Source organism: Lysobacter sp. Root494, from assembly GCF_001427225.1.
Taxonomy (GTDB): domain Bacteria; phylum Pseudomonadota; class Gammaproteobacteria; order Xanthomonadales; family Xanthomonadaceae; genus Agrilutibacter.
Genome location: NZ_LMFH01000009.1, coordinates 148,889 through 173,595, shown reverse-complemented (window position 1 = coordinate 173,595; position 24,707 = coordinate 148,889). Strand labels below are relative to the sequence as shown.

At 65.8% G+C, this 24,707-nt stretch carries 20 protein-coding genes; 4 read left to right on the top strand and 16 right to left on the bottom strand.

Translation table 11 applies throughout. From position 1 onward, the window contains the following. A complete protein-coding gene (locus tag ASD14_RS15185) occupies window positions 1–1,539 on the top strand; it encodes a YifB family Mg chelatase-like AAA ATPase (protein WP_056135805.1) in 1,539 nt (512 codons plus the stop codon). Here ASD14_RS15185 and ASD14_RS15180 read toward each other — a convergent pair. From ASD14_RS15180 to ASD14_RS15170, 3 genes are all read right to left on the bottom strand, one after another. Then, entirely contained in the window at window positions 1,536–2,012 is a 477-nt protein-coding gene (locus ASD14_RS15180; protein ID WP_056135803.1) for a hypothetical protein, read from the bottom strand. The two genes, ASD14_RS15185 and ASD14_RS15180, sit on opposite strands and share 4 nt — an antisense overlap. Before the next feature lie 192 nt (window positions 2,013–2,204). After that, window positions 2,205–2,672, bottom strand: a complete 468-nt coding sequence (locus tag ASD14_RS15175) for a hypothetical protein (RefSeq protein ID WP_056135800.1) — start codon at window positions 2,670–2,672, stop codon at window positions 2,205–2,207. A 191-nt stretch (window positions 2,673–2,863) separates the two neighbouring features. Then, window positions 2,864–4,393 (bottom strand): putative peptide maturation dehydrogenase, encoded by a 1,530-nt coding sequence (locus ASD14_RS15170; RefSeq protein ID WP_056135796.1) that lies wholly within the window; start codon window positions 4,391–4,393, stop codon window positions 2,864–2,866. Window positions 4,394–4,862: 469 nt separating this feature from the next. On the opposite strand from ASD14_RS15170, the gene ASD14_RS15165 reads away from it, so the two are divergent. Continuing rightward, on the top strand, window positions 4,863–5,195 hold the full coding sequence (locus ASD14_RS15165) for an NHLP-related RiPP peptide (RefSeq protein ID WP_056135793.1): 333 nt from the start codon (window positions 4,863–4,865) through the stop codon (window positions 5,193–5,195). Here the strand turns inward: ASD14_RS15165 and ASD14_RS15160 are convergent. The 4 genes from ASD14_RS15160 to aceB all read right to left on the bottom strand — a co-directional run bounded on the left by ASD14_RS15160 (window position 5,141) and on the right by aceB (window position 12,534). Continuing rightward, window positions 5,141–7,792 (bottom strand): putative peptide modification system cyclase, encoded by a 2,652-nt coding sequence (locus ASD14_RS15160; protein ID WP_082539036.1) that lies wholly within the window; start codon window positions 7,790–7,792, stop codon window positions 5,141–5,143. The two genes, ASD14_RS15165 and ASD14_RS15160, sit on opposite strands and share 55 nt — an antisense overlap. Window positions 7,793–7,806: 14 nt before the next feature. Further along, the gene (locus tag ASD14_RS15155; protein WP_056135788.1) at window positions 7,807–8,859 is read right to left on the bottom strand and encodes a GGDEF domain-containing protein; all 1,053 of its coding nucleotides are present in this window, start codon (window positions 8,857–8,859) and stop codon (window positions 7,807–7,809) included. Between the two features lie 558 nt (window positions 8,860–9,417). Next, on the bottom strand, window positions 9,418–10,713 hold the full coding sequence (gene aceA, locus ASD14_RS15150) for an isocitrate lyase (RefSeq protein ID WP_056135785.1): 1,296 nt from the start codon (window positions 10,711–10,713) through the stop codon (window positions 9,418–9,420). Between the two features lie 114 nt (window positions 10,714–10,827). After that, window positions 10,828–12,534: a malate synthase A gene (gene aceB / locus ASD14_RS15145; protein WP_056135781.1), complete on the bottom strand. Its 1,707-nt coding sequence runs from the start codon at window positions 12,532–12,534 to the stop codon at window positions 10,828–10,830. Window positions 12,535–12,652: 118 nt separating this feature from the next. Here aceB and ASD14_RS15140 point away from each other — a divergent pair, with 118 nt between their 5' ends. Both ASD14_RS15140 and ASD14_RS16160 read left to right on the top strand, forming a co-directional pair. Next, a complete protein-coding gene (locus tag ASD14_RS15140) occupies window positions 12,653–13,621 on the top strand; it encodes a LysR family transcriptional regulator (RefSeq protein ID WP_056135780.1) in 969 nt (322 codons plus the stop codon). 28 nt (window positions 13,622–13,649) lie between these two features. Beyond that, the gene (locus ASD14_RS16160; RefSeq protein WP_157475469.1) at window positions 13,650–13,964 is read left to right on the top strand and encodes a hypothetical protein; all 315 of its coding nucleotides are present in this window, start codon (window positions 13,650–13,652) and stop codon (window positions 13,962–13,964) included. A gap of 47 nt (window positions 13,965–14,011) precedes the next feature. Here the strand turns inward: ASD14_RS16160 and ASD14_RS15135 are convergent, their stop codons facing one another. The 9 genes from ASD14_RS15135 to ASD14_RS15095 form a co-directional block, all read right to left on the bottom strand. Then, window positions 14,012–14,956, bottom strand: coding sequence for a hypothetical protein (locus ASD14_RS15135; RefSeq protein ID WP_157475466.1), 945 nt, complete (start codon window positions 14,954–14,956; stop codon window positions 14,012–14,014). A gap of 22 nt (window positions 14,957–14,978) precedes the next feature. Continuing rightward, on the bottom strand, window positions 14,979–17,366 hold the full coding sequence (locus ASD14_RS15130; RefSeq protein WP_056135777.1) for an LTA synthase family protein: 2,388 nt from the start codon (window positions 17,364–17,366) through the stop codon (window positions 14,979–14,981). Between the two features lie 4 nt (window positions 17,367–17,370). Continuing rightward, window positions 17,371–18,705, bottom strand: coding sequence for a YaiO family outer membrane beta-barrel protein (locus tag ASD14_RS15125; protein ID WP_056135773.1), 1,335 nt, complete (start codon window positions 18,703–18,705; stop codon window positions 17,371–17,373). A 57-nt stretch (window positions 18,706–18,762) separates the two neighbouring features. Then, complete coding sequence (locus tag ASD14_RS15120; protein WP_082539033.1) at window positions 18,763–20,292, bottom strand: glycosyltransferase; 1,530 nt, start codon at window positions 20,290–20,292, stop codon at window positions 18,763–18,765. Beyond that, entirely contained in the window at window positions 20,289–21,353 is a 1,065-nt protein-coding gene (locus tag ASD14_RS15115) for a HEAT repeat domain-containing protein (RefSeq protein WP_056135770.1), read from the bottom strand. The genes ASD14_RS15120 and ASD14_RS15115 overlap by 4 nt, the downstream gene beginning before the upstream one ends. A gap of 55 nt (window positions 21,354–21,408) precedes the next feature. Further along, complete coding sequence (locus tag ASD14_RS15110; RefSeq protein WP_056135767.1) at window positions 21,409–22,416, bottom strand: tetratricopeptide repeat protein; 1,008 nt, start codon at window positions 22,414–22,416, stop codon at window positions 21,409–21,411. A gap of 288 nt (window positions 22,417–22,704) precedes the next feature. Continuing rightward, window positions 22,705–23,313 carry a lysophospholipid acyltransferase family protein gene (locus tag ASD14_RS15105; protein ID WP_056135765.1) on the bottom strand — a complete coding sequence of 203 codons (609 nt, stop codon included), beginning with the start codon at window positions 23,311–23,313 and terminating at the stop codon, window positions 22,705–22,707. Between the two features lie 58 nt (window positions 23,314–23,371). Continuing rightward, window positions 23,372–23,791: an alternative ribosome rescue aminoacyl-tRNA hydrolase ArfB gene (gene arfB, locus ASD14_RS15100; RefSeq protein ID WP_056135762.1), complete on the bottom strand. Its 420-nt coding sequence runs from the start codon at window positions 23,789–23,791 to the stop codon at window positions 23,372–23,374. Window positions 23,792–23,882: 91 nt separating this feature from the next. Continuing rightward, window positions 23,883–24,620 (bottom strand): pseudouridine synthase, encoded by a 738-nt coding sequence (locus ASD14_RS15095; protein WP_082539032.1) that lies wholly within the window; start codon window positions 24,618–24,620, stop codon window positions 23,883–23,885. Window positions 24,621–24,707: the final 87 nt, after the last annotated feature.

The following is a 24,707-nucleotide window of genomic DNA, read 5'->3' as shown; positions in this document are numbered from 1 at the left end:
ATGAACCTGGCACTCGTGCACAGCCGTGCACGAACGGGCGTCCGTGCCCCCGCGGTCCGCGTCGAAGTGCATCTGTCCGGTGGATTGCCGCGATTTTCGCTGGTCGGATTACCCGAAGCCGCCGTGCGCGAAGCCAAGGACCGCGTGCGCGCCGCGATCAGCTGCGCGCAGTACGAATTTCCGGCGCGCGTAATCACCGTCAATCTCGCGCCGGCGGATCTTCCGAAAGGCGGCGGCCGCTTCGACCTGCCGATCGCCCTGGGCATCCTTGCGGCAAGCGGACAGATTCCACTCGAAGCCCTCCACGAATACGAATTTCTCGGCGAGCTTGGCCTGACCGGTGAACTGCGCGCAGTGGACGGCGTATTGCCCGCTGCGCTTGGCGTGGCGCAGGCGGGTCGGAAGCTGATCGTTCCGGAAGGCAATGGCGCCGAGGCTTCGTTGGCCTCGCAGGTCGAGGTGCGCACGGCCCGTACCTTGCTCGAAGTGTGCGCGATGCTCCACTCGCGCAAACAGTTGCCGTGCGCGCAGCCATTACCAACGCGGCGCGCCACTACCGCCGACATGGCTGACGTGCGTGGACAGGCACGCGCACGGCGCGCCCTCGAGATTTCCGCCGCCGGTGGACATCATCTTCTTCTGGTGGGCCCGCCGGGATGTGGCAAGACCTTGCTGGCCTCGCGCCTGCCTGGCCTCTTGCCGGAAGCCAGCGAGGACGAAGCGCTCGAAGCTGCCGCGATTGCGTCGGTCAGTGGCCGCGGGCTGGATCCCACGCGCTGGCGCGAACGACCATTCCGCGCGCCACACCACACAGCAAGCGCAGTTGCGCTGGCCGGTGGCGGCGGCGACCCGCGGCCAGGAGAGATTTCGCTGGCGCACCACGGCGTATTGTTTCTGGACGAGTTGCCCGAGTGGGACCGGCGTGCGCTCGAAGTCCTGCGCGAACCACTGGAGTCGGGCGTTGTCACCATTTCCCGCGCCGCGCGACAGGATGAATTTCCGGCGCGATTCCAGCTGATCGCAGCGATGAATCCGTGCCCATGCGGCTGGGCGGGCGACCCTGGCGGGCGTTGTCGCTGCAGTCCGGAATCGGTGCGCCGTTACCACGCACGCATATCAGGGCCGTTGCTGGATCGGATTGACCTGCATGTCGAGGTGCCGCGCTTGCCGCCTGCCGTCCTCCGGCCCGACGCCCCCTCGGGCGAGCCCAGTATGGACATTCGCGCCCGCGTGGAACGGGCGCGGGAAGTGCAGCTGACGCGTGCGGGGACCGTAAATGCAAGGCTTGACCAATCCGCCACCCTTGCGCATTGCCGGCTGGCTCCAGCGGATCAGCGCTTGTTGGAGCGCGCCGTCAACGGGTTACAGCTGACCGCCCGTTCCATCCACCGCATCATGCGGGTGGCTCGTACGATCGCGGACCTCGAAGGTCACCCCGACATACAAACCGGCCATCTTGCAGAGGCCCTCGGCTATCGCATCAACAACGGCCCGGCGGCTGGTGAACAGAAGCCGGGCATGCAAGCTTCGGGACGCTAGAGAGAGCCGCCGCAGCCAGGAGGAACGCAGACCTTTGGTTTCTCCATGTAGTCGCGCGCACCTTCGCGGGCTTCGCGCATCTCCGCCTTGGTGCCGCAGCGCGTCATCTTCCGGGTCGAGCCACTGACACGCTCGCGCCAGCACACGTTCTGGTCATCGCCGGCCACCCGGGTGTTCTTCACCTCGGCGTTGATGCGCTCAAGCGCATTCTCCATGCGGATCTTCTCGCCGATGGACAGGTCGTCGAGCTTCGTCTTGCCCTCCGTGACGGCGAAGAACTCGTCTTGTGCCTTGCCGACCAGCTTGTTCTGGCGCGCGCTCAACCCTTCGATACCGCCGTCCTGCAGGTCGGTCCGCAACACCTGCTGCTGCGCGATCAACACCTGAAGCGAGTCCTGGTCGGGCGCGGGCTGGTCAGCCGCCGCAGCCGTCATGCTCGCGACCGTCAACACGAGACACATGATCGCTTTCATGGGTCCACCTCCGTAATTCATTTCCCACCTCTCCGGCAACGTCGACTCATTCCTGGGATCGAACGGCCACGAACCGACAAGGTCGGCAAAGCCCGTCGACACGCCGACACTACGCCTCGGCTACGACCGCCTCAAGTCTGGTTGCCAATGAAAAACGGGCGCCGTGGGCGCCCGTTTTCTTACCTCGGAGACTCAGTTTCCCCGGCAGTCGTCGCAGACACCCCGCCGATCCATCTGCTCACGAGCCGCATCGCGCTGCGCCTGCATCTGGGCAGCCGTCATGCATACCCTTTCCTTGCGATTGCTTCCCAGAATAGCCCGACGTTCACACACCATGCGCTCGTCGCTGGCTTCCTTGAGCCTCTGGTCAATCCACGCAAGCGTCGCCGATACCTGGCTCTGCTGTTCCAGCGTCAGCTCGTGTATCGCCGTTTTGCCCTCGAGCACGGCCAGCATCGCGTCCTGCTTTTGCAGCAGTTCACTCCGCGCGGAAGCGGGCAACTCCTTATAAGCGCCCGAATTGTGGGCCTCCACCCCTGCCCTGATGCGGGCCTGCTCATTACGCAGCTCGTTCAGGTCGGCAGGGATCCCGTTCGCACTGGCGACGAGCGGCAGGAGCAGTGCGAGATTCAGAAGAATAATTTGGTAGTTCAAACGCATGGCAATCAATGGCCCCGAGTGACTGAGGCATTGAGGCTACTGCGCTTCGAGTGGGTTGTCCTGTGCCTGTGGCTCGTCTCGTTCCCGGTCAGCCAGCTGCCTTTTGCAGGCTCCGGGTCGACTAACGCTACCCAACGATCCATGTCGCGTGATCGTCAAAGACGAACGGAAGGGCTCCGATAAACCGTTGATCAGCCGGCGCGCCACACCTCCGCCCTCGGATCCAGTTCGGCAGTCACCATCGCCTCGCCGCGCCAGCCGAAGCCACAGATCGCGAGTGCACCCTGGTTCACGTGATCCAGCCCGAACGCCCGCTCCAGTTCCTTCTCGTTGATCGCGCCGGTGATGAAGGCGCCGAGGCCGGCGTCGGTGGCGGCGAGGTAGAGGGTCTGGGAGAGGTGGCCGGCTTCGAGGGCGACGACGCGGTAGCCCTTGGCGTGCTGGCGGTATTTCCAGAAGGTGCGGTCGAAGCGGGGGGCAAGGACGACCACGACGTGGGCGTCGGCGAACCAGTGCTGCTGGGCGACCATGTCCTGTATGAATTGGCGGAGGGCGGACGCGGCGATCGGTGCCGCGTGGTCAGGTGACGCGGTGACGTCGCCGCGCCGTCCGCCCTCCGTGGAAGGCCCGGCTGATCGATCCGGAGCCGGTGCGCTCCCCTCGCCTGCGAACGCCTCCGCTTCGGATGCGTTCCGCCCGTCCGCTCCAGCCATTACGACCACTGCGGCCTTATGTGCGTCATTCGCTGCATCTGCAACGACAGCAGCCGGTTCGGCTGCCGTAGCAGCGACGGCGTTGCCCGTTCCGACAGCCATGGTTTCGGCCGCGCCCGGTGCATCCGCACTGGCCAACTCCCTCTCTCCCGCCACTTCGGAAGCGCCGCTAGCCACAGCTGCAAGGGTCATGCCGCGCAACGACTCCGGCAACGGCAACGGCTCCAACGCATGCTCGACCGCTTGATAGTGATACAGGCCGGGCGCGACATCCTCGACGTTCTGCACGATGAGGTAGCACTCGATCGGATGCAGGCCGCCGCCAGAGGGCACGTTCTTCTTGAGGAAGACGGTGTCTTCGCTGACGCGCACTTCAGCCTGCGCGGCGAACACGCGTTGCATCACCTGCGCGAACAGTTCGAATGGCAGCGCGCGCGCGGGATCGAAGTTGCGGCAGGTGACGCGGCGCGCGAGCAGTTGGTCGAAACCGGTAGCCGCGATGCGCGGCAATTTGAGCTGCGAAGGCGCATCGACGCGCCGGGCGGCTTCCACGGGCGGCGCGCCGAGCACCTCGCGCATTTGCACCGCGGTTTCGGTGCCGCTGTCCTTCATGTTCTGCACCGCGTCGACACCGCTCCAGCGGGTGAAGGCGTGCAGTGTCGCGGCCAGCGGATGCCAGTAGGCGGCGCGCAAGGCCTCATCGCATGCGCGGTGCGCGGCGTGGCGCTTGTCGTCGCCGATCAGCAGGCCTTCGCCGAGCAGGCGTTGCAGCGCGGCCGGCGGAGGCGCGGCCAGCGTGCTCGCATCGATCCACTGGCTGGGACTGAGCACGCCGAGCAGTTCGCGCTCATCGGCATCGACCTCGACCTCTTCGCCCAGATGCGGCGCGAGCGCGACCCAGCGGCGCTCGCGGCGCAGGCCGTCGCCGCCATTCAACAGCTCCTGCAGGTCGAAGCCGACCTCCTCGCGCGGTTCCAGGAACAGCACGGCGCAGCGGCGAATCTTCATTTCCTTCCCCTGAAAAGCCCCGGGCACATTCTGCCTGTTGCCTGCGGCGGACCTATGCGCAATTGCTGGGTGGCTGTCCCCGCTCGTCATTCCTGCGAAGGCGGGAGTGGCGCGAAAAAACGGATGCCGTACCAGTCACTGGACTCGGGACGGAATCGCGGGTCTCCGAAACCAGTCGACTGGACTCCTATCCGGCGATCGCATTGTGCTTGCAATACCGCCAGCGCCTCAGTCACACAACGCCTCAGCTGGATGCGGGTGTTGGCGGTGGTCGCGTACTTAGCTAATCCATGGGCCACGTAGCAAACGGGAACAACCTCAGGACTGCTCCCGTACTTTTTGTGGTTTCGCCGAGCTTTTGCTCCGTCGAGGCTGGCGCCGGCCATTCACGTCATTGTCCGGACCCACCCCCACGGTTAGTCTCGCGCATGAAGCGTCCGGGGGACGGGCGCGAGACAGGGGGAATCACATGGCTGGACCGAAACAGACCGCGCCTATCGACCCGGCCATCGCGGAACGACTGCTGGAGCTGCTTAGCTCGGATGACGCATTCCGCGAGCAATTCCAAACGGACCCGGTCGCTGCGCTCCAGAGCATCGGCTACGGATCCGCCGATATGGCCGTGAAGTCAACGTCCCGAGACCTGGCTGATCCGTTCTCGGCCTGCAGCGTGGTTCAGCTTGCAAGCAAGGAGCAGATCCTTGAGGCGAAAGCAGAGCTGAAGGCGACAATGGTGCAGGGATTGGCTTACAACACGCCGACCTTTGAGGCCGCGACATTGGCGCGACGCGATCTCAAATGATCCGGCAGCGATTCGACCGGCCAACGCCGGTCGAATCGCTCCAATGCCTTGGCGGCTTCAGCATGCCGGCCAAGCGCCTGGAAAATTTCTGCCTCGCTCAGGACAGACAGATTGCTGTCGGCGACATTAAGGGCCTGGACGCAGAAACCACACATCTGTTCGGTGTACGCGAAACCGCGTTTCTGCTGCAGCCATCGTGCCTGTTCGAGCGCACGTTTCAAGTCTCCCGCATCGGTGTAGGCGTTGAGCAACACCTGACGGGTCTGGTAGTGCTCGTCGCCGGCGAGGAGAGGCCGTAGCAGCGCCACGGATTCTTCTGGTCGGCCTTCGCGCCGCAACATTTCTGCCCGCACGACGATGCTCAATTCCTTCAATGATTGGACTTGCATCAACGAATGCTTGTCTTCAAGGGCAGCGAGCGTTCGCTTCGCAGGCGAGTCATCCCCCAATCGGAGCGCAAACAAGGATGCAGCCAATGCGATCGATGCATCGTCCACGGCGTCCGAATCGAATTCCTTGCCGAGAGACTTCAATGAGCGATCGACAGCAACGAGAGTCTGCTCCTGCGCCCCGGCGACATCCCCACTGAGCCACTTGGTCACACCCAGCTGCATCGGGAAATTGCGGGCATCGAATTCAGTCGTGCTACCCACCAACTGCAATGCAGCCCGGGCATACCTGACCGCGTCTTTCCAGCGCGCGCTGTCCACTGCGAAGCTGACGCGTTCGAAATACGCGTAGCGATCACTATTCCGAAGTCTCTGCTCCAGCTTGGAAGCGCCCGCGAAGTTCCCCTGCGCCGCCTCCACTGCCATCCGCCTGTGCAAGCTGCCGTCATAGCCACGCGCGATCGCGTTGTCGAACGAATTTCCCGCCTTCGCATATTGGCCTAGTGCCAAGTAGGCCCGACCCGACGTGTCGTAATCCAACCCACTCAGGACATTGGGAGACTTGAGTGCAGCGGCTGCGTATGTGAGCGCCTCATCGAACCTGTTTTCCGCCACCAGCCACATCGCCGAATTCGAGTGCGCTTGCATGTAGTCGGGATACAGGCGTGCCAGCTCCTCCCACCGGTCTGTCGCAGATGCCGACAAATCGAACCGTGCCGCCCAGGCATCCAGATACAGCGCTTCACGTGGAGGCAGGTGATCGCGGAGTTCTTGTGCTTTGCGCAGATGCACAACGGCAGCCGGAGTGTCCGACTCCGCGTACTTCACGCGCATTTGTCCCATCTGCGCTAATGCGAAGTTCGGATCCAACGAGGCAGCTCGTGCATAGAACCGTTCGGCCTCGTCGTACTTGCTGCGCGCGTATGCCTGCTCCGCCAACGCATACGCCCGCAACGCATCCAGGTTCTTCGTCGTCACCTGCGGCAGCGGTACCGAATCCTTCTCGATCGACTTCACCGCTTCGCCGAGCTTGCCGCGTAACGACGCGGTGACCTCGTCGATCGAATCCAGCGTGGAAGCGACGCCCGTACCTTCGGCGGTTTCGGTGTAGACGGTGGTCTGCGTGCGCGGGTCGATTACTTCGGCGCTGACGCGCACGCGGCCGCCGATTTCGGCGACGGTGGGGAGGATCACGGCGCGGGCGCCGTCGCGCAGGGCGATTTCGGAAGCGATGGTGCGGTCGAGCTTGGTATCGGGCGCGCGCTGCATGCGGCCGAGGGTGTCGCGGGCCTTGAGGTCGCTGAGCACGTTGACGTGGCGCGACTGTTCCAGGCTGATGCGGAAGGCCTGTTCGAGCGAGTCGTCGAGCGCGCTCTGGCCGGTGAGGTTGCGCAGGTCGCCGACGACGACCCAGTCGCGCTGGTTGAAGGCGATGGCGGGTTCGGGCCGCGCGATGAACCACATGCCGAGCACGAGGCCGGCCAGCAGCGCGGCTTCGGCAGCGAGCATCGCGGGGCGGCGCCACAGCGGAATGTCGCGCCAGGCCTTGGGCGTATCCGGCGGCATGCGCAGCGGGGCGATGCCCGGTTCGCCGACTTCGAAGATGTGTTGTGGCTCGGGCACGCCCTTGAAGCGCCAGCGGCCCCACGCCTTCCACGTGAGATGCAGGCCGCGTTCGCCCAGTTCGCGCGCGGCGCGGTGGGCGAGCGGTTCGGCGACGGACGAGAGCAGGATCTGGCCCGGCCGCGCGGTCGCCATCAGGCGCGCGGCCATGGGCTTGGCGAGGCCTTCGACTTCGACCGGCTTGGCGCCGACGCTGACGGCTTCCTCGCTGTTGCGCCAGGTCAGCACTTCGCCGACGTGCAGGCCGATGCGTGCGCGCAGTTCGATGCCGCGCTCCTCGCCGAGCAGGATCAGCCCGCGCGTGTAATCGAGGGCGAAGCCAAGGCCATCGATGGGCCGCTCGAACAGCAGCAGCATGCCGTCGGAACGATCGATCAGGCGGCCGCGCCACTGCTGCTGCAGCTTCAGGACGAGGTGGTCGTGGGCGCGGAACAGGTCACTGGCAGGGGCATCGCCGAGGCGTTCGACCAGGCCGGTGGAATCGACGAGATCAGTGATCAGCAGCGTGCGCAGTTGCGGCGCACTGGCGGACGGGCGCGGCGACGGCTCGGGCGTGGGTTCGAACGTCTGTACCGCGGTGTCCATGTGCGATCAGTCCATCAAGCGGGCGCGAGTACGTCGTCCTGCCATTCGACGCGATTGCCGCCGAGGCGCTTGGCACGATACAGCGCGATGTCGGCGAGCGCGTACCAGTCGTTCCAGTCGCGCTCGCCGTCGATCAGGCAGGCACCGAGGCTGACGGTGCAGGTCAGCGGGCCGTCTCCGGGTTCGGCATGGCGCGGCATCTGCAGCAGGCCGCGCGTGGTGGTGATGATGAAGTCGGCGAAGCCGAGCACGGCTTCGCGGCTGTCGGCGTTGACGAGCAGGCAGAACTCGTCGCCGCCGAGGCGGCACGCGATGTCGCCCTCGCTCACCACCGAACGCAGGATGCTGGCGACGCTCTGCAGCACGCGATCGCCGGCGAGGTGGCCGTGTTCGTCGTTGACCTGCTTGAAGCGGTCGCAGTCGACGAGCACCAGGCCCATCTGCTTCAGCGTGCCGTTGCGGCGCCGCTCGGCGAGGTGCTGGGCGAGTCCGCGGCGGTTGTGCAGGCCGGTGAGTTCGTCGGTGCGGATCAGCTCTTCGGTCTGGTTGAGCTGGTGCGCGGTGGTGCGCAGCGAGTCCAGCGCGGTCTGCAGGTCCTGGTTGCGGCGGCGCAGGCGGCGGATGAGGCTCTGCTCGTTGAGCACGACGCGCATGATGGCGCGGCGCAGGAAGTGCGAAACGATGCCGGGATCGCGATCGACGAGCCGCTGGAATTCCTCGTGGCGCAGTTCGATCAGTTCGCCTTCGGTGGCGGCGACGGCATCGGCGCTGCGCGCATGGTCGCCGATCAGCAGGCCGAGTTCGCCGAAGAACTCCAGCGGACCGAGGCGCTTGGACACCAGGTCGTCGCCGAAGTCGAGGTCGATCGCACCATTGGCGATGACGTACATGGTGGTGCCGAGGTCGCCGCGGCGGAACAGCGTCTCGCCGGCATAGCAGCGGCGTGGCCGGCCAACTTCGGCGAACAGCGCGTGTTCGGCAGGTGTGAGTGCCGCGGTCGCCGGATCGGGCGCCACGGGAGAGTTAGCAGCCTGCAGCGACGATTCTGTCGCGGTCCTGCGGTTCATCCACACGTTTCCGGACCTGCTGAAGAATTCAGGATAGCACCTGGCCTCCGGGGTATTACGTGGCGAGCAGGGAGGGTCGGCCAGCTTGGTTTGGAGCTCCGTTGGGTGGGGGCGGGGCCAGGATGTCCTGGGAGTTCGCCGATGTGCGGTTTGCCAAGCTCTTGGGTCGTTGCGAAGCTCAACGGGAGGTTGTCGCTGTTGTTGCCCGTCGTTCCCGCGAAAGCGGGAAGCGTTTCATCACAACCAAGGGCTGGTCACGCGACGACTTTGCTTTTGAGCCTGGCTTTGGAGCAAGAGCCGAAGTCACTGGATGACGGACAAAGGCCGTCCGCCTTCGCGGGAATGACGATCAAAAGCGCGGGAGCGAAGGCGCAGGAACTAGGCGTGCGAACAGAGCGTGGGAGCAAAGACATACAGGTAGAGGCGATACGAGCAAGAGCGCCAACGAGTAAAGGCGTAAGGCAGACATCCGGACGGGCCGCCGCGCAGGAGCGAAGGACCAGGCGTAGCACCATCGCCGCCGGATCGGCGAACCAATCCGGCGGCGATACCTCGACCTCAGGCCGCGGCCTTCTGTTCGTGGAACTGTTCTTCCTCGGTCGAGCCCTTCAGTGCGGTCGTCGAGGACTGGCCGTTCTGGATCACCTGGGTCACGGCGTCGAAATAGCCCGTGCCGACTTCGCGCTGGTGCTTGACCGCGGTGAAGCCCCTTTCGGCGGCGGCGAATTCGGCTTCCTGCAGTTCGACGAACGCGCTCATCTGCCGGCGTGCGTAACCATGCGCGAGGTTGAACATGCCGTAGTTGAGGCTGTGGAAACCGGCCAGGGTGATGAACTGGAACTTGTAGCCGTACGAGGCGATTTCCTTCTGGAAGCGCGCGATCGTGGCGTCGTCGAGATTCTTCTTCCAGTTGAACGACGGCGAGCAGTTGTAGGCAAGCAGCTTGCCCGGGTACTTCGCGTGGATCGCGTCGGCAAACTTGCGCGCGAACTCGAGATCGGGCTTTCCGGTTTCGCACCACACCAGGTCCGCATACGGCGCATACGCGAGGCCACGGCTGATCGCCTGGTCCAGGCCCTTGTGCGTCTTGTAGAAACCTTCGACCGTGCGCTCGCCGGTGCAGAACGGCAGGTCGTTGGAGTCGACGTCGGAAGTGAGCAGGTCGGCGGCTTCGGCATCGGTGCGCGCGACGATCAGCGTCGGCACGCCCATCACGTCGGCGGCGAGGCGCGCGGCGACGAGCTTCTCGACGGCTTCGCGCGTGGGCACCAGCACCTTGCCGCCCATGTGGCCGCACTTCTTCACCGAAGCAAGCTGGTCCTCGAAGTGCACGCCGGCGGCACCGGCTTCGATCATCGCCTTCATCAGTTCGAAGGCGTTGAGCACGCCGCCGAAGCCGGCCTCGGCATCGGCCACGATCGGCTGCAGGAAGTCGACGTCGCCGCCGCCTTCGGCGCACTGGATCTGGTCGGCGCGCAGGAGCGTGTTGTTGATGCGGCGCACGACCTGCGGCACCGAGTTGGCCGGGTACAGCGACTGGTCGGGATACATCTCGCCGGCGATGTTGGCATCGGCCGCGACCTGCCAGCCGGAGAGGTAGATCGCCTTGAGTCCCGCCTTCACCTGCTGCATCGCCTGGTTGCCGGTGAGCGCGCCGAGGGCGTTGACGAAGTCCTCGGTGTGCAGTGAATTCCAGAGCTTTTCCGCGCCGAGCCTGGCGATGGAATGCTCGACCGGCACGGTGCCGCGCAGGCGTACCACGTCTTCGGCGCTGTACGGGCGGCAGATGCCGGACCAGCGCGGGTTGGTCTGCCAGTCGTGGCGGAGCTGGTCGGCGGTGGTTTGCTTGGTCATGGCGTATCCCTCGTGGGTGGGGTGGCGGTCTGTTGGGTTTTCGTTTTGCTCGTCATTCCCGCGAAAGCGGGAATCACGAGCAACAACAACAGCAAGGACAAAAGCAGGTTCATTTCAGTCGAGGCGCGCGTACGCGGGCAGGGTCAGGAACTCCTCGAGCGTGTCGGCGTGGGTGAGGCGATCGAGCATCCCGATCGCTTCGTTGAGGCGACTGCCACCGGGCAACTTCGTGCGATCACCGAGCTTTCCGGGCAGGTTGAGCAGCGCACGTTCGAACAGGACGAAATCGACTTCGCTGCCGTCGGCGAGGTGGAGGCCTGCCGCGCGCGGCTCCTGGCCGCGCGGATCAGCGTGGTGCAGCCATTGCCACAGCTGCGCACGCGCGATTTCGGCGGTCGCGGCGTCTTCCATCAGCCAGTGGATCGGCACGCAGCCATTGCCGTCGAGCCAAGCGGCGAGATAGCGCACGCAGACTTCGACGTTGTTCTCGAAGCCGGCACGGGTGATCGTGCCGAGGCTCGGCCTGACCAGGTCGTCGCGGGTGACTAGAACTTCCTGGCGGCGCACCTCGTGCTGGTTCGCCTGCGGCATGCGCTCGTCGAAGATCTGCTTCGCCAGCGGAATCAGCGCCGGATGCGCGACCCAGGTACCGTCGTGACCGGCGGTGACTTCGCGGAGCTTGTCGGCGCGCACTTTTGCCAGCGCCGCTTCGTTCGCGGCCTCGTCGCCGGCGATCGGGATCTGCGCAGCCATGCCGCCCATCGCGTGCGCGCCGCGCTTGTGGCAGGTCTGGATCAGCAGCTCCGAGTACGCGCGCAGGAACGGCTGCGTCATCGTCACCTGGCCGCGCTCGGGCAGCACCTTGTCGCGGTGCTTGCGGAAGATCTTGATGTAGGAGAAGACGTAGTCCCAGCGCCCGCAGTTGAGGCCGGCGACGCGGTTGCGCAGGACGTAGAGGATCTCGTCCATTTCGAACACCGCGGGCAGCGTCTCGATCAGCACGGTGACCTTGAGCTGGCCGTTGGGGAGCTTCAGTTCGGCTTCGATGTGGTCGAGCACGTCGTTCCACAGCTGCGCCTCTTCCATCGACTGCAGCTTGGGCAGGTAGAAGTACGGGCCGCGGTCCTTCGCCGCGAGCGCATGCGCGTTGTGGAAGGCGAACAGGCCGAGGTCAAAAAGGCTTGCGGAAATCGGCGCAGCCGACAGCTTTTCGCCATCGACGAGCACGTGCTTCTCATCGAGGTGCCACCCGCGCGGGCGGACGATCAGCACGGACTGCTCTTCGAACGGCTTCAGCGTGTAGTGCTTGGTTGAAGCCGGCTTGCCCGCGACGCTATTGATCGTAGGTGACGTGAATTCGAGCGTCCCGGCGATGGCGTCGCGCAGGGCCAGCTGGCCAGTGACCAGGTTCGCCCAGGTCGGGGAGGTCGAGTCCTCGAAGTCGGCCATGTAGCAGCTCGCGCCCGAGTTGAGCGCGTTGATGACCATCTTGGGATCGGTCGGGCCGGTGATCTCGACACGGCGGTCGCGCAACGCGGCCGGCAGTGGAGCGACGCGCCAGTCGGCAGCGCGGATCTCGGCGGTGTCCTCGCGGAAGTCGGGCAGGCCACCGGCGTCGAAGAAGGCCTGGCGCTCGCGGCGGGCGGCCAACCGTGCCTGGCGGGTCGCTTCGAAGCGGCGATGCAGGCCGGCCAGGAAGACGAGCGCCGCCGGCGTAAGCAGCAGCTCCTGGCCCGGGTGCCGGGCGAGAACCTCGACTCCGGATGGTTCGAAATGAGGTTGCTGGGGGGAATCGTCGCGGGACTTGATAACTGCCGACATCGATGCGGGCTCCGGAACAGCGGGGCTCGACCATGCGCTGGCGTGTGTTATAAGGCAATCAAGATTTTTCAATACATCACATAAGCTTCACTTATATTGCAATTTTTAATAGGTCACGATGCCCGCCAAGCCGCCTCCCGCGCCCCGCTTCGCCTACAAGGGCGACCGCCTGAAGCCGCTTCGCGCCTTCTGCCAGACCGCCCGGCTGGGCTCGGTCTCGCGGGCGGCGGAGGCGCTGTTCCTCAGCCAGCCGGCCGTGACCCTGCAATTGCAGGCGCTCGAACGGGACTTCGGGGTGCGACTGCTCGAGCGCAGCGGCCGCCGCATCACCCTCACCCGCGAGGGACAGGAGCTGTACGACCTCGCCCGGCCGCTGGTTGAAGGCCTCGATGGACTGGACGCCGTGTTCCAGGACCGGTTGGGCGGACTGGATGCGGGCGAGCTGCATGTCGCGGCCGGCAGTTCGACCATCCTCTACCTGCTGCCGAAGATCGTCGAAGCGTTCAAGGCGCAGCACCCGGAGATCCGGTTGAGCCTGCACAACGTCACCGGCGCGGGCGGCCTGGAGCTGCTGCGTTCGGATGGGGTCGATCTTGCGGTGGGTTCGATGCTCGACGTGCCCGCGGACCTCGATTACGCGCCGGTCTACCGCTTCGAACCGATGCTGATCACGCCGCGCGATCATCCGCTGGCGAGCAAGCCGGAACTGCAGCTCTCCGATCTTTCGCCTTATGGCCTGATCCTGCCGCCGCAGCGCCTCACCACGTACCGGCTCGTCGATCTGGTCTTCCAGCAGAACCGGGTGCCGTACACCGTGGCGCTGGAAGTCGGCGGCTGGGAAGTGATCAAGCAGTACGTGGCGATGGGCATGGGCATCAGCATCGTCACCGCGATCTGCCTGACCGATGCGGATCGCGAGCGACTGGTGGCGCGGTCGCTGGCGAAATATTTCCCGTCGCGCAGCTATGGCGTGGTGGTACGCAAGGGCAAGTTCCTGTCGCCGCAGGCGCGGGCGTTCACCGAGTTGATCCGGCCGGCGTTGTTCGAGCGCGGGGGATATGACGAGACGGGGCAGTCGGAGCGGTAGACGCAGGTCGATTCACTGACCGACTGCTGTGGTTGCTGTTGCTGTTGCTGTTGCTGTTGCTGTTGCTGTTGCTGTTGCTGTTGCTGTTGTTGTTGTCGTTGCTCGTCATTCCCGCGAAAGCGGGAATCCAGCGACTTACGCTTCTGCTTTTGTTGCACTTCCAAGCTTGATAAAAAGCAAAGCCGCCGGAACGGACATTCGTCCTGAAAAAGAAATCCGCGTTTTCGATCAGGAACAGAACAAGAACGAAAGCCAAGTCACTGGATTCCGCTTTCGCGGGAATGACGAGCAAAAGCAGACAACGACGCAAAAAAAACAGAGCGAGAACGAGAGCGAGAGCTAGCTAAGGCAGTACCTGCGCAGTGCACTCCGGGAATGCCTCGCCCTGTACTACTTCCTACGCTGCTTCTCTGCCCATTCGCGATACCCGCGATAGTGATGTAGCGCGAACCCGGCAAACGCCCTCGACTTCCCATACGCCTCTTCGGTAGCCGCCATCTCCCGCTCCAGGTCCGCTTCGTGGCGATGGTGGAACGTTACCTTCTTCAACTCGTTCGGCGTGAGCTCCAGGCCGATGACCACCTGCTTTCCGATCTCCTCCGCGTACGCCATCTCCTTCGCGGCGTGCGCAATGATGCCGTCGCGCCCGTCGGCGTGGTCGCGATAGTCCATCAGCGCGACGTAATCGTAGAGGTCGGCGAAGTGCTCGCTCGCGGGCCGCGTGCGGCCGTGCCATGCCACCGGAATGCCGTCGAACCAGAACGGCATCGCCGGGCCGATCGCCAGCGTCTGTCCGGATTCCTTCTTCATCGCCATCCACGCGGCGCTCACGTCGAGGAAATCACGCAGCAGGTTTTCACGATTGGTGTCGTTCCATTCGTCGAGCAGGTGCGGCTCGATGTCGAGGTTGGCGCCATCGAAGCGTGCTTCGGCCGCTGCGCCCGCGTTGTAATCGAGCACGCGCTTCAGCATCGCCGCCGCCTCTTTTCGCTGGCCCGGCAAGATGTAGCGCTCGGTATGCAGGTAAGCCGACCCCAGCAACGCATACACGCGGAAGCCGCGCGCATGCGCCTGCGCGATGAAGGTGCGATAGCGTTGCGGCTGGTCGGCAACGAGATTGCGGCCCTCGAACGCATCGGCGTACATGTAGATCGTGTCGACGCGCTTGCTGCGCAGGAAGTCGAAGGCCGCTTCGGCCGCCGCCGGCGACTCCAGCATCGCGTAGCTGTCGCGTTCCCAGGTCCACACCGCGCGCGACGGCGGCGGCGCAGCCGCTGCGCCAAAGGCGAGCAGCATCAGTGTGAATGCGGCAAGTGCGCGCAGCACTGGCTTCATCGGACCACCTCCGAACGGACGATCACGGCCGCGCCAGCGCGCCGCCGCCTGGTGCGCAGCAGCGGATCTTCAGCGGGATGCGATAAGCGCCCTCGCCCACGCGCCGCCCCGTATCGGGATGCGACGGCAGCACCGCGATGAAATACTGGCCCGACGGCAAGCCTTCCAGCTTCATCTCGAACCTGGCCTCGCCGGTGCCGCCCGCCGCCAGATGCAGCGGCGTGGCGTAACTCTCGCGCACCTGGCGTCCGCCGCGATCGCTCAGCACCAGCAGCGGAACGAACGCATCGCCCGGCTTGCCGGTTGCGTTGGTGAAGCGCGCGCTGACTTCAACCGTCGCCGCATCGGAGCCTTCCGGGGCGGCGATGTCGTGCACGTACAGCGTTTTCGGTGCGATTGGTGGCGATGTCTCTGCACGCGGAACTGGTGGCACGGCGTAGCCGACCAGGTTCGGCGCATCCGCTTCCGGCGAGAGTTTCAAGGTACGCGCAAAGTGTTCATTCGCCTGCAGGTAGCGCGCGAAACGGCCCCGCACCTGCGCCTTCGCCGCGTCGTCCTCGAGCGGCGCGATGCGCATGCCGTCTTCGAGCCGGTACAGCTGGTCGTGGCTGATGAACCACGGACCCGAGACGAAGTCGGCAAGGATCGTCTTGGCGTGCTTGAGCGGAATGTCGTGGTCGTTGCGGAACCCGGTTCCGGTATCGAGTCCGCTCCCCGTCCACGCGACCTGGGCCGGCCGCTGCAGGGCGTAGTTGTTGGCCAGATACGCCAGCAGCGAGGGCGTGATGTCGAGCTGCGAGGACACGGCACGGATGCGCTGCGGATGCTTGAGCAGCGGCGAGAACACGATCAGCGGCACGTGGTAGCGCTCGATCCTGGTGTCCATCGGGATTTCAGGAAGACGATGGTCGCCGGTGACGATGAAGACGGTGTTGCCGTATTCCGGCGCACGCTGCATTGCCTCGAAGTAGCGGCGCAATGCGTCATCGGTGAACATCACCGTCGAATAGATGTCGGCATGGGCGCGATAGCGCTCCTTGTCGGCGTCGGCGACATGCAGTTCGTCCAGGCGCTGCTCGAAGCGTCGGCGCCAGGCATCCTGGCCTTCGAAGCGATACGAGGTGTGCATCGACATCGTCTGGATCACGGTGACGCTGGGCACCGCCGGCGGCGGATCGGCGAGCACGCGGGCAACCAGCGCGCTGTCGTCGTAACCCCAGCCGCTGAGGGGATTGCGTGCGTAGCCGGGCCCGAAGCCGTCGCTGTCGACGAGGCGCTCGACGCCCTGCAGCTTCAGGTAGGCGCGCTCGTTGTCGAAGTCGCTGTCGAAGCCCGAGTAGAAGCGCGTGGCATAACCCTGCTGCTTCAATACGCTGAGCAGGCCTGCGTGGCGCGGCATGCGCTCGCCCAGCGCGGCAAAGCCCTTCTCGCCGAACGGCAGCGAACCGAACACCGAAGGCAGCACGGCGAACGTGCGCCCCTGCGGCGCGAGGAAGTTGCTCCAGTACAGGCTGCGGCCGGCGAGTTCGTCGAGGAATGGCGTGAAGCTGCCAAGCGCCGCATCGGGGCCGGAAAAACTGCGGCCGAGGCCTTCGACGATGATGAAGACGAAGTGCGGCGGCTGCGCGGACGCCGTGCTCAGGAGCGGACCGAGCACGTCGGGCGTCTGCTCGCGATGCAGGAACGGATAGTCCGGATCCAGTGGCGTGGAGTCTGGCGTCGCCGCCATCGCGCTCGCGGCCATCCCCGGCGTGGGCGACGCATCGCCGCTCCAGTAGCGCAGGTTGTCGCCGGCGAAGTACGCCAGCTTGTTGTGCGTGGCTCCCTGCAGGGACTCATCCTCGCCTTCCATCGCGAACAGCGATGACGGCACCAGCCACAACCCGGCGCAGGCGATCAGCGCGGCGGCCGCGGCTTTCGCATTCGATACCGGCGGCTTGCGTGCCAGATGGGCCAGCAGCGCAAGCATCGCCGCGATCGGCAACAGCCAACCCGCCAGGGTCATGGCATCCACGCGTGCGCCTCCCCGTGCGGTGGTGGCGACTTCGCTCCACGAATAGCCGAACAGGTCGGCGCCGAGCGGCGCCTGCGTGACCAGGAAGTACTGCTCCAGCGCGATCTGCACCGCGAGCCACGCGCTCCATAGCACTGCGATCGAAATCATGCGCCAGCGCGCGATGCGCAACCGCAGCAGCGGCCAGGAAAGCAGGAACAGAAGCGGCAGGCTGCGGCCGAAGGCGAGCAGATCGTCGCATGTCGCCAGGCCGATGGCGCGCGCGCTCAGCGGTTGCGACTGCCAGCCGGCCCAGGCCGCCCACGCCCGCAAGCACACCAGGCCCGCGAGCAACGCGGGCACCAGGGAAACAAACAGTGCGGCTGCGCGGGGCCGGCCCTCGTTGCGACCGGCCATCACCTCACCAGCGCGAATAGATCGAGGCGGAAACGCTGCGCTCATCGAATCCGTCCACGTCGTTGGCGAAGCCCACGCCCAGCTTGAAGCCCCAGTGCGGCGCGAAGTAGTTCACGTAATTGGCGCCGAATGAGGAATGGCTGCTGCCGACGACGCGATCGAAGCCGCTGTTGTCGATTTCGTGGCTGCGGCCATTGCCGGCATAGACCTCGAAATAGTCGTCGGCATTGCCTGCATAGTAGTAGCGCAGCTGCGCGCGATGACTGAGGCTGCCCGAACCCACGCCCGGCACATGCAGCAGGCGATAACGCGCGTAGAAGTTGCCCCAGTAGCGGCCCACGCCGACGCCGTACATGTCGGTGTCGGAATCGCCGAACTCCATGTGGTCGTAGCTGCCGGAGATCTCCCAGCCGCTGCCCACGCCCTGGAACAGCTCGGCGCGCCACGCGTTGTCGGCAAACAGGTCGCCGCCGTTCTGGTAGCGCACGTTGGCGTAGGCGCGCTCCCACAGCGAAACGTAACCGTCCAGCGCCCAGGCCGTGCCGTGATTGCCGAAGCGATCGGCACTGAGCATTTCCAGCGCGAGCGAGCCGCGATCGAACTTGCGGCGCAGCGCGATCTCGTACTCGTTCCAGTCCTCGCGCGAGGACGGATCGAAGCTGGTGTTGGTGCCGCCGATGCGCAGCGCCCACCGGTAGCCCGGCGGTAGCACGTCTTCCTGGTCGGCGATGCGCGGTTGCAACGATGCGACGTAATCGTCCACCTGCGCCGGGTCGGCGCCGCGTGCGCGCGCCGCGTCGAAGTCGGCGCGCGCGGCGGCGAAGTCGCCGGCAGCGCGATGCGCACGGCCCAGTGCGATCACGGGCGCGGGATCACCGGTATCGAGCTCGGCCCAGCGTGCATACGCGCCCGCGGCCTGCTGCGGACGATCGTTCCACAGGTACATGTCGCCAAGCGCCGACCACGCATCGGCGTAGTCCGGCTTCGCGGCGGTCACCGCGGTGAGGTCGGCTTCGGCTTCAGGCCAGCGCTTCATCCACGCGTTGGTGCGGCCGCGTGCGAGCAGCAGGTCGGTGTTGGCCGGCGACTGCGCAAGCATCGCCGTGTACAGCGCGACGGCTTCTTCGCGACGGCCATTGGTAGCCAGGTCACGCGCGTGGGCGAACTGCTGGTCGTAGCTGGCGTCCTGCGGCAGTGCCTGCATCGAGGCGGTCTGCGTCGCTTCAACTTGCGCGGCTTCTACCTGTGCGGCTGCGTCTTGCGCATTCGCGCTGGAGGCCAGCGTCACCGCGCAGGCGAATGCGAGTGCCTTCACGGTGAGGCGGGATACACGGCGCATGGAGCACTCCTGGTTCGAAACGGAAGCAGACATTGGCATCGAAAGAATGGACATGGTTCAGTCCACCTTCGCGGGCGGCTTCGGCGGCGGCCAGGTGCCGCCCGAGATGCCGGCGACATGCGGTGCGGGAACGGCGTCGTCGGGCGAACCTTCGTGCTGCCACGTCGCATTGCGATGGACACGGCCCCAGCGCGAACGGCCGCGCAGGCGCACGAGCCAGCGCACCAGGCCCATCAGGCGCCACACGGACGTGAGCTGGCGGTAGCCGAAGTTCTCGAAGATCGACACCAGGAACAGCTTGAACTGCTGGCCCGGGCGCGGGTACAGGTGGAACGACAGTTCCTCCAGCACCAGCGCGTTGGTCGACAACAGCACGCCGAGGCCGACGGATGCGAACAGGAACACGAAGAACGCTTCCGGCGAGAGCGCGCCGGCGAGGCCGAGCACGATGATGGAAACGTAACCGAGCACTTCGATCGCGGGCCCGATGCATTCGAAGAACAGCATGAAGGGGAACGCGAGCCAGCCCACCGCACCACCGTTGCGGCGGAACATCAGACCGAAGTTGCCGAACAGGCTTTCGGCAAGGCCCTGCTGCCAGCGCATGCGCTGGCGGCGCAGCGAGCCCAGGTCTTCCGGCGCCTCGGTCCAGCAGATCGGATCGGGCACGAAGGTGATGCGGTAGTCGCGCTTCTCCTCGCGCAGCTGCTTGTGCAGGCGCACGACCAGTTCCATGTCCTCGCCCACGGTGTCGCCGTGGTAACCGCCGGCCGCGATCACGCGTTCCTTGTAGAACACGCCGAACGCGCCGGAGATGATCAGCAGCGCGTTCATCGGCGACCAGCCGAGGCGGCCGAACAGGAAGGCGCGCAGGTATTCCACCGTCTGCACCAGCGGCAGGATCTTCTTGGGCAGGTCGACGTTGGTGAGGAAGCCGTCCTTCACCTGGCAGCCGTTGACCACGCGGATCACGCCGCCCGCGGCGACGGTGGTGGAGTCCTCGAGGAACGGCTGCACCACGCGCGCCAGGCTATCCTGCTGCAGGATGCAGTCGGCGTCGACCACGCAGAACAGCGGATAGCGCGCGCAGTTGATGCCGGCATTGAGCGCATCGGCCTTGCCGCCGTTGACCTTGTCGACCAGGCGTACGTTCGGGAACGTGGGGGACGCGTAGACGCGGTTCACGTCCCTGGTCTTGAGGCGCTTGCGGTAGGCCTCGGGGAATTCGACCAGCGAGAACGCCTTCACCACTTCGGCAAGCGTGCCGTCGGTCGAGCCGTCGTTGACCACGACGATCTCGAAGTTCGGATAGCCCAGGCGCAGCAGCGAGCGGATCGAAGAGACGATCGTGCGCTCCTCGTTGTGGGCGGGAACGATGACGCTCACCGGCGGCTGGTAGGCACGGAAGTTGTTCCACATGAACTTCGTGCCGTGCTCGTGCATGTGCCGCAGGATCCCGAACATCGAGATGTAGTTCAGCGCCAGGTACGTCACGTTGATGACGATGAAGTAGGCGAAGAACACCCACTGCAGCCATTCCAGCGCGGACACGACGGCGGGCGGCAGGACCAGGAATCCGGCGCTCATTGGTTAACTCCCATGTTGCGTTCCGCCAGCACCTGGTCGAGGACGTCGCAGGCGAAGCGGTCGGTCTGTTGTTCGCGGAGAAGGTGCAGCGCTTCCCCGCCCATGTTCGGAAGGCGGCTGATCGCCTGCGCGGCGCGGTAGCGCACCCACCATTGCGAATCGCCCAGCAGCGGCAGCAGGCGCTGCTCGTCGCCCGGCTGGCCCATGCGGCCGATCGCGGCGGCCGCATGCATGCGTACGTGCCAGCGCTCATGGGTAAGCAGTGAACGGATCAGGTCGAGATCGGCCGGATCGGTCATCACCTGCAGGCAGGTGGACACCAGGTGATCGTCCGGCGGTGACTGCAGGACGCGGCGGATCACCGGCGCGGCCGCGGCCGGGCTGACGTCGGCGAGGAAGCGGATCAGCCGCGGCGCGACATCCGCCGTCGCCTGCAGCGTGGCCTGGCCGAGCTCATTCGACACCAGCTCCGGGCTCGCATCGTGCAGGATCTGCGCGACGCCGCCCTGCGGCCAGTCGTTGCGCGCCATGATGTGCGGTACCAGCATCGTCACCGCGCGCGCCGGGTCGATGTGCATCAGCGCGCGCGCCGCGCTCAGCGAGATGATCGTGCTGCGGTCGTCGAGATAACGCGCCAGCTTGTCGAAGTGGGTGCGGCTGCGCAGGTAGCCCAGCGCGATGATCGACATCACGCGGTTGTGGAAGCTGCCATGGTCGATCGCCACGTACAGCTGCTGCTCCAGCCCGATTTCCTGCGCGACGCGCTGCAGCGCCGTCTCGTCCTGGTTGGCCATCGACTGGTGCACGTGGTTCCAGGCATCGACGAAACCGGGAAGGTCGGAACGCGGCAGCGACGGTGGCGACGTGCTCACGCCCTGCGCGGAGTCGATCAGGATCTGGTGCCAGCGCGTCGCCGCGCGGATGCGGTTACGCTCGCGGCGCAACACCACCTGGCGCATCACCAGGATCACCCCCAGCATCAGCAGCGCCATCGCGATTACGACGACACCGAGCCAGAAGGCGAATACGACGCGCGGGTTGGCGGAAGTCAGGAAGTCCACGGGAATGCCTTTTTGTTCGATACGGAAAAACGGCTGGAACGCGGGATGGATCTGTTCATTGCGAAGCGGTCACGCCGGCGACCGGCGCGCCGGCGCCCTCGGCCGGCGGCGTTCGCAGCCGGTCGAGCATCTCCCGGGTTTCGGAATTGTCCGGATTGAGCTGCGCAGCGCGCTCGAACAGCGTCTTCGCTTCCGCCTGGCGGCCCTGGCGATAGCGCACATGGCCCATGCCCTCGATCGCGGAGACGTCGTCGCTCTTCGCACTGAGGAGCTGGGTGAAGGCGAATTCGGCGTCGTCGAGCTTGCCGTCGGCGAGGCTGCTGTAGGCGAGCCCGCCCAGCGTGTCCATGTCGCCCGGGTGGTCGCGCAGCACCTTCTCGAAGCTCGCGCGCGCTTCGGGAATCCGGCGCAGGCGGTAGTAGTTCCAGGCTTCCAGCCGCGCGGCGCGCAGGCCCTTGTCGGAGATCTTCGCCAGTGCATCGAGGCTGCGCTGGTAGTCGCGCGCCTCGAAGGCGGTCTGCGCGATGTGCTCGGCATCGAGGTCGGCGGCGCTCGCGGTCGCGGTGCTGCCGGCGTAGCTGGACGAGCGTACGTGCTGGGCGAGGTAGCCCTGCACGTTGCGCGCGCGATGCAGGCCCAGGTAGCAGTGGATGTAGGCAATGCCCTCGGCGGCGATCGCGGCTTCGGCGGCGGCCTTCGAGTTCTTCGCGTAGTCGTTGCCGAACTTCTGCCCGAGGATGCTGCCCATCGGGAAGTTCTGCACCGTCATGCCGTAGCGCGCGGCGCGTTCGCGTTCCTGGTTTAGCAGGACCTTCTCGTAGGGAACGTTCGGCTCGAGCAGGCTGATGATCGTGGTGACGCCGCGCTGCTTGAGCGCGGCGAAGTCGGCTTCGACCGGATACGGGCCGAGCAGCACGTCCTCGACCGCCGTCGCGGTGCGCTCGGCGCGCCACGGCTGCACGAAGACGCTGGCCGGATGCAGCAGCGTCCACACGCCCAGCGCGCCCAGCAATGCGCAGAAGACGAAAGAGGTGGTGAGAACCCGCCGGCTCGGCTTGTACATGATCGTCCCGCATCCCGCGGAAGCGACACGGCTCGCGTGTTCCCCCGCCTGTCTGTCCGCACGATCACCGGTCCGGGTCTCCCCGGGACCGGTACCGCCCCCTGTTGCGTCGCGTTCGGATCCTGCAACGTCCCTGCCCTATCTGACGCATATCGCGTGCCAGACCGGCCACAGGCCTGCCACGGTTACCGATGCGCACCAGTTGCCGGGTAGCGGCCAGCAAGTGCCAATTTCGTCACATTTCGACGCAGCCGTATCGTGCGGTGTCGCTTCGCGCGGTTGCGTCGCTCAGACGTCGTGCAACTTGCCCCTGGACACGCCGCGGTACCACTCGCGAATACGGGCCAGATCGGCGGCCATGTCATCGCCCAGGGCGAACGGCGCGCCGATGCCGATCACCTTCCTGCCGTAGTGGAAATAGGCCGGCAGCACCGGCACGCCGGCGGCCTTGGCGATCTTCCAGAAACCGGTCTTCCAGCGTTCCACCGGTTTGCGCGTTCCTTCGGGGGCGAGCCCATACCAGAACTTTTCGGCACGCTGGATCATGGCCGCGGACTGTTCGACCACACCGTGCGCGGCGCTGCGATCGACCGGTATGACACCGAGGCGCCGCAGCACCAGGCCCATCACCGGAATCTTGAACAGCGAATCCTTGCCCAGGATCTTGATGTCGAGCCCGAGCGCGAGCTTCGCCGCGAGCCCCCAGATGCCGTCCCAGTTGGACGAATGCGGTGCGCCGATCAGCACGAGCTTGGGGATGTCCGGGAACTCGCCTTCCATGCGCCAGCCGCCCACCCGGAGCGCGGTCTGGCCGATCCATCGGGTGAAGGCGCTGGGTTTGACCCGTGGCGCATTCGGCGGCAGCGGCAAAACGGTGGGTCGCTGGTCGTCGTTCATCTGCCCTGCCGATGTCCCCTGTGCCTGCCTGCGCCCTCGCCGCCGGGCCTGTTCTTCGTCAATCCCAGTTGCGGCTGGTGCGTCCGCGCTTGATCGTACTGCGTTCGCGTTTCGCGTCGAGCCGGCGCCTCTTCGCCGCGCGGCTCGGCTTCGTCGCGATTCTAGGGGTGGGTGCGTGCAGGCCGGAAGCGATGAAGGCGGCCAGCCGCACGCGCGCGTCTTCGCGGTTGCGCTCCTGGGTGCGGAAACGCTGCGCGTTGATGACCAGCACGCCCTCGTCGGTGACGCGGCGGTCGCGCTTGGCCAGCAGGCGTTCGCGCACGGGTTCGGGCAACGACGGCGAGGCGCCGATGTCGAAGCGCAGCTCCACCGCCGTGGCCACCTTGTTGACGTTCTGTCCGCCCGGACCCGACGAACGCACGAAGCGTTCGACGAGTTCATCGCCGGGGATCGTCAGGGTGTCGGTGATCTGCAACATGGCGCGATTGTAGGGCGCCGCGATGACCCTCACGCCGCGACGCAATCAGCGCGCCGCGGCGCGGGGCTACAAGCCGGCGCGCGGGTTTGGTTTATTCGGCGATATCGAACAACGCCAGCGCCCTGGCGAATTCCGCATCCACCGGCGCCGTCGCGGTGATGCGCTCGCCCGTGCGCGGATGCGTGAATGCCAGTTGCCGCGCATGCAGCAGCATGCGATGGACGCCGAGCATGCGGAAGTTGCGGTTGTGGCGGCCATCGCCATGGCTCGTGTCGCCGATCAGGTGATGGAACACGTGCTTGAGATGGCGCCGGATCTGGCGGAAGCGACCCGTTTCCGGCTGCGCATCCAGCAGTGCGTAACGCGATGTCCCGAACCCCTGCGAAGGCAGCGACAGCTCGCACGTCGCCAGCCGCGTGAAGCGCGTCACCGCCGGCTTCCTCGAAGGCTTGCCGGGACCGCCATCGAGCGGATGGTCGACGACGAAGTGTTGTTCCGGCCAGCCGCGGCATATGGCCCAGTAATGCTTTCCGACGGGGGATCGCTCCGCATCGCGCGCCATCATCAGCTGGCCGAGCTGCGACGCGGTATCGCGATCGAACGCCAGCAGCAGGCAGCCGCTGGTCGCGCGGTCGAGCCGGTGCACGAGGAAGATCGGCCGTTGCAGCTGTTCACGCAGGCGATCGGCGAGGAAGTCGGATTCACCTCCCGCCAGCTTGCTGTCGTGGACCATCAGCCCCGCGGGCTTGTTGACCACGGCGAGCGCGTCGTCCACGTGCAGCAGTTGCAGCGACGAAAGAGCTTCCTGCAGTGGTGTGGCCTCATTCATCGAAATCGCCGTGACGCGGTGGCTACTGCACAATCGCTATTGTCGCCGACCAGCACGTTGCGACGCACTTCATCCACTGACAGGGAA

Bases quoted from the DNA above. Each gene is read 5' to 3' on its own strand.
- ASD14_RS15130 (WP_056135777.1), bottom strand. From the start codon at position 17,366: ATGGCCGGTCGCAACGAGGGCCGGCCCCGCGCAGCCGCACTGTTTGTT.
- ASD14_RS15160 (WP_082539036.1), bottom strand. From the start codon at position 7,792: ATGGACACCGCGGTACAGACGTTCGAACCCACGCCCGAGCCGTCGCCG.
- ASD14_RS15140 (WP_056135780.1), top strand. From the start codon at position 12,653: ATGCCCGCCAAGCCGCCTCCCGCGCCCCGCTTCGCCTACAAGGGCGAC.
- ASD14_RS15180 (WP_056135803.1), bottom strand. From the start codon at position 2,012: ATGAAAGCGATCATGTGTCTCGTGTTGACGGTCGCGAGCATGACGGCT.
- arfB (WP_056135762.1), bottom strand. From the start codon at position 23,791: ATGTTGCAGATCACCGACACCCTGACGATCCCCGGCGATGAACTCGTC.
- aceA (WP_056135785.1), bottom strand. From the start codon at position 10,713: ATGACCAAGCAAACCACCGCCGACCAGCTCCGCCACGACTGGCAGACC.
- ASD14_RS15170 (WP_056135796.1), bottom strand. From the start codon at position 4,393: ATGAAGATTCGCCGCTGCGCCGTGCTGTTCCTGGAACCGCGCGAGGAG.
- ASD14_RS15165 (WP_056135793.1), top strand. From the start codon at position 4,863: ATGGCTGGACCGAAACAGACCGCGCCTATCGACCCGGCCATCGCGGAA.
- ASD14_RS15155 (WP_056135788.1), bottom strand. From the start codon at position 8,859: ATGAACCGCAGGACCGCGACAGAATCGTCGCTGCAGGCTGCTAACTCT.
- ASD14_RS15125 (WP_056135773.1), bottom strand. From the start codon at position 18,705: ATGCGCCGTGTATCCCGCCTCACCGTGAAGGCACTCGCATTCGCCTGC.
- ASD14_RS15120 (WP_082539033.1), bottom strand. From the start codon at position 20,292: ATGAGCGCCGGATTCCTGGTCCTGCCGCCCGCCGTCGTGTCCGCGCTG.
- aceB (WP_056135781.1), bottom strand. From the start codon at position 12,534: ATGTCGGCAGTTATCAAGTCCCGCGACGATTCCCCCCAGCAACCTCAT.
- ASD14_RS15185 (WP_056135805.1), top strand. From the start codon at position 1: ATGAACCTGGCACTCGTGCACAGCCGTGCACGAACGGGCGTCCGTGCC.
- ASD14_RS15095 (WP_082539032.1), bottom strand. From the start codon at position 24,620: ATGAATGAGGCCACACCACTGCAGGAAGCTCTTTCGTCGCTGCAACTG.
- ASD14_RS15175 (WP_056135800.1), bottom strand. From the start codon at position 2,672: ATGCGTTTGAACTACCAAATTATTCTTCTGAATCTCGCACTGCTCCTG.
- ASD14_RS15135 (WP_157475466.1), bottom strand. From the start codon at position 14,956: ATGAAGCCAGTGCTGCGCGCACTTGCCGCATTCACACTGATGCTGCTC.
- ASD14_RS15110 (WP_056135767.1), bottom strand. From the start codon at position 22,416: ATGTACAAGCCGAGCCGGCGGGTTCTCACCACCTCTTTCGTCTTCTGC.
- ASD14_RS15105 (WP_056135765.1), bottom strand. From the start codon at position 23,313: ATGAACGACGACCAGCGACCCACCGTTTTGCCGCTGCCGCCGAATGCG.